Origin of the sequence: Desulfovibrio aminophilus DSM 12254, from assembly GCF_000422565.1 — a bacterium.
GTDB classification, from domain to species: domain Bacteria; phylum Desulfobacterota; class Desulfovibrionia; order Desulfovibrionales; family Desulfovibrionaceae; genus Aminidesulfovibrio; species Aminidesulfovibrio aminophilus.
Map to the genome: position 1 here is coordinate 1 of NZ_KE383875.1, position 2,500 is coordinate 2,500.

Genomic DNA, 2,500 nt, shown 5'->3' on the forward strand with positions numbered 1-2,500 from the left:
ATCGCAGTATCATTGGCGATGGAGGGCTTAACTGCCGAGTTCGGAAAGGGATCGGGTGTGTCCCCTCCTCCAAGGCCACCAAGACAAATATGGTTGGGCTTCTCCCGGGGTGGTGCGGTTCAGCGCGCCGATCCGGTTCATCAAAGCCCGAAACTATATTAGTTTCATAGGGGAGAGAGGATTTGGGTAAGCCTCACGATCTATTAGTACCGGTAAGCTGAACGCGTTGCCGCGCTTGCACATCCGGCCTATCAACCAGGTGGTCTTCCTGGGATCTTCAGCCGCCGAAGCGGAGGGAGAACTCATCTCGAGGCAGGCTTCCCGCTTAGATGCTTTCAGCGGTTATCCCTACCGGACATAGCTACCCTGCGATGCCACTGGCGTGACAACAGGTACACTAGTGGTCCGTCCACCCCGGTCCTCTCGTACTAGGGGTAGACCCTCTTCAATTCTCCTGCGCCCACAGTAGATAGGGACCAAACTGTCTCACGACGTTTTAAACCCAGCTCGCGTACCACTTTAAACGGCGAACAGCCGTACCCTTGGGACCTGCTTCAGCCCCAGGATGTGATGAGCCGACATCGAGGTGCCAAACCGCATCGTCGATGTGAACTCTTGGATGCGATCAGCCTGTTATCCCCGGCGTACCTTTTATCCTATGAGCGATGGCCCTTCCATTCGGGACCACCGGATCACTAAGACCGACTTTCGTCCCTGCTCGAGATGTCTCTCTCACAGTCAAGCTCCCTTATGCCTTTGCACTCAACGGCTGGTTTCCAATCAGCCTGAGGGAACCTTTGCAAGCCTCCGTTACATTTTGGGAGGCGACCGCCCCAGTCAAACTACCCACCAGGCACTGTCATCCGGCCGGATCACGGCGCGGACTTAGAATTCTAGGCTATCAAGGGTGGTATTTCAAGGTTGGCTCCGCCGATACTGGCGTACCGACTTCACAGCCTCCCACCTATCCTACACATGATAACCCAAAAGCCAATGCCAAGTTGTAGTAAAGGTGCACAGGGTCTTTCCGTCTAACTGCGGGTACCGGGCATTTTCACCCGGAATTCAATTTCACTGAGTCTCTGGTTGAGACAGCGGGGAGATCGTTACGCCATTCGTGCAGGTCGGAACTTACCCGACAAGGAATTTCGCTACCTTAGGACCGTTATAGTTACGGCCGCCGTTTACCGGGGCTTCGGTTTAAGGCTTCGCATTGCTGCTGACCTCACCCCTTAACCTTCCGGCACCGGGCAGGCGTCAGTCCGTATACGTCGTCTTACGACTTCGCACAGACCTGTGTTTTTAGTAAACAGTCGCCACCCCCGATTCTCTGCGGCTCACCCGGGCTACGAATGCTAGACTCTTCACCCAGGAAAGCACCCCTTATCGCGAACTTACGGGGTCATTTTGCCGAGTTCCTTAACCAGAGTTCTCTCAAGCGCCTTGGTCTGCTCGACCCGCCTACCTGTGTCGGTTTGCGGTACGGTTTGCATGCGATAAACTGAGGAGCTTTTCTTGGCAGCATGGGATCAATCGCTTCAGACGGTAATGTCACGGCATCACCTCTCGGCGTATGGGAATGCGGATTTGCCTACATCCCCCGCCTACGGGCTTGCACCAGGTATTCCAACACCTGGACGATCTACCCTCCTGCGTCCCTCCATCGCGCTCGCATACAAGTACAGGAATATTAACCTGTTTCCCATCAACTACGCCTTTCGGCCTCGTCTTAGGGACCGACTCACCCTGGGAAGATTAACTTTACCCAGGAAACCTTAGGCTTACGGCGAACGGGTTTTCCACCCGTTTTAACGTTACTCATGCCAGCATAATCACTTCCCGTTAGTCCAGCATGCCTTCCGGCACACCTTCATCCCATCCGGGAACGCTCCCCTACCGATCCGTACGAGACGGATCCCGAAGCTTCGGCGCCATGCTTAGCCCCGATACATTTTCGGCGCAACACCGCTAGGCCAGTGAGCTATTACGCTTTCTTTAAAGGATGGCTGCTTCTAAGCCAACCTCCTGGATGTCTAGGCAGCGTCACTACCTTTCCCACTGAGCATGGACTTTGAGGCCTTAGCTGTCGATCTGGGCTCTTTCCCTCTCGACTACGGGCCTTCGCACCCGCAGTCTGACTCCCGGACATCATTTTACGGCATTCGGAGTTTGATAGGGTTTGGTAATCTGGTGGGACCCCTAGCCCTGTCAGTGCTCTACCTCCGTAAAACTAATCCGAGGCTATACCTCAATATATTTCGGGGAGAACCAGCTATCACCGGGTTTGATTGGCCTTTCACCCCTATCCACAAGTCATCCGAGCAATTTTCAACTTACATCGGTTCGGTCCTCCACTCAGTTTTACCTGAGCTTCAACCTGCTCATGGATAGATCACCCGGCTTCGGGTCTAATCCGCAGTACTCGTCGCCCTATTCGGACTCGCTTTCGCTACGGCTCCGCTCACGCTTAACCTCGCACTACAGATTAACTCGCTGGCCC

2 rRNA genes (1 of these 2 cut by a window edge) are annotated in these 2,500 nt (G+C 54.5%); both read right to left on the reverse strand.

Annotation, left to right across the window (positions count from 1 at the left end):
* Nucleotides 1–83 (reverse strand): 5S ribosomal RNA (gene rrf / locus H587_RS0112525); the annotation flags it as partial.
* 99 nt (nt 84–182) lie between these two features.
* Nucleotides 183–2,500: ribosomal RNA gene (locus tag H587_RS0112530) — 23S ribosomal RNA — on the reverse strand; it runs 619 nt beyond the window's last position.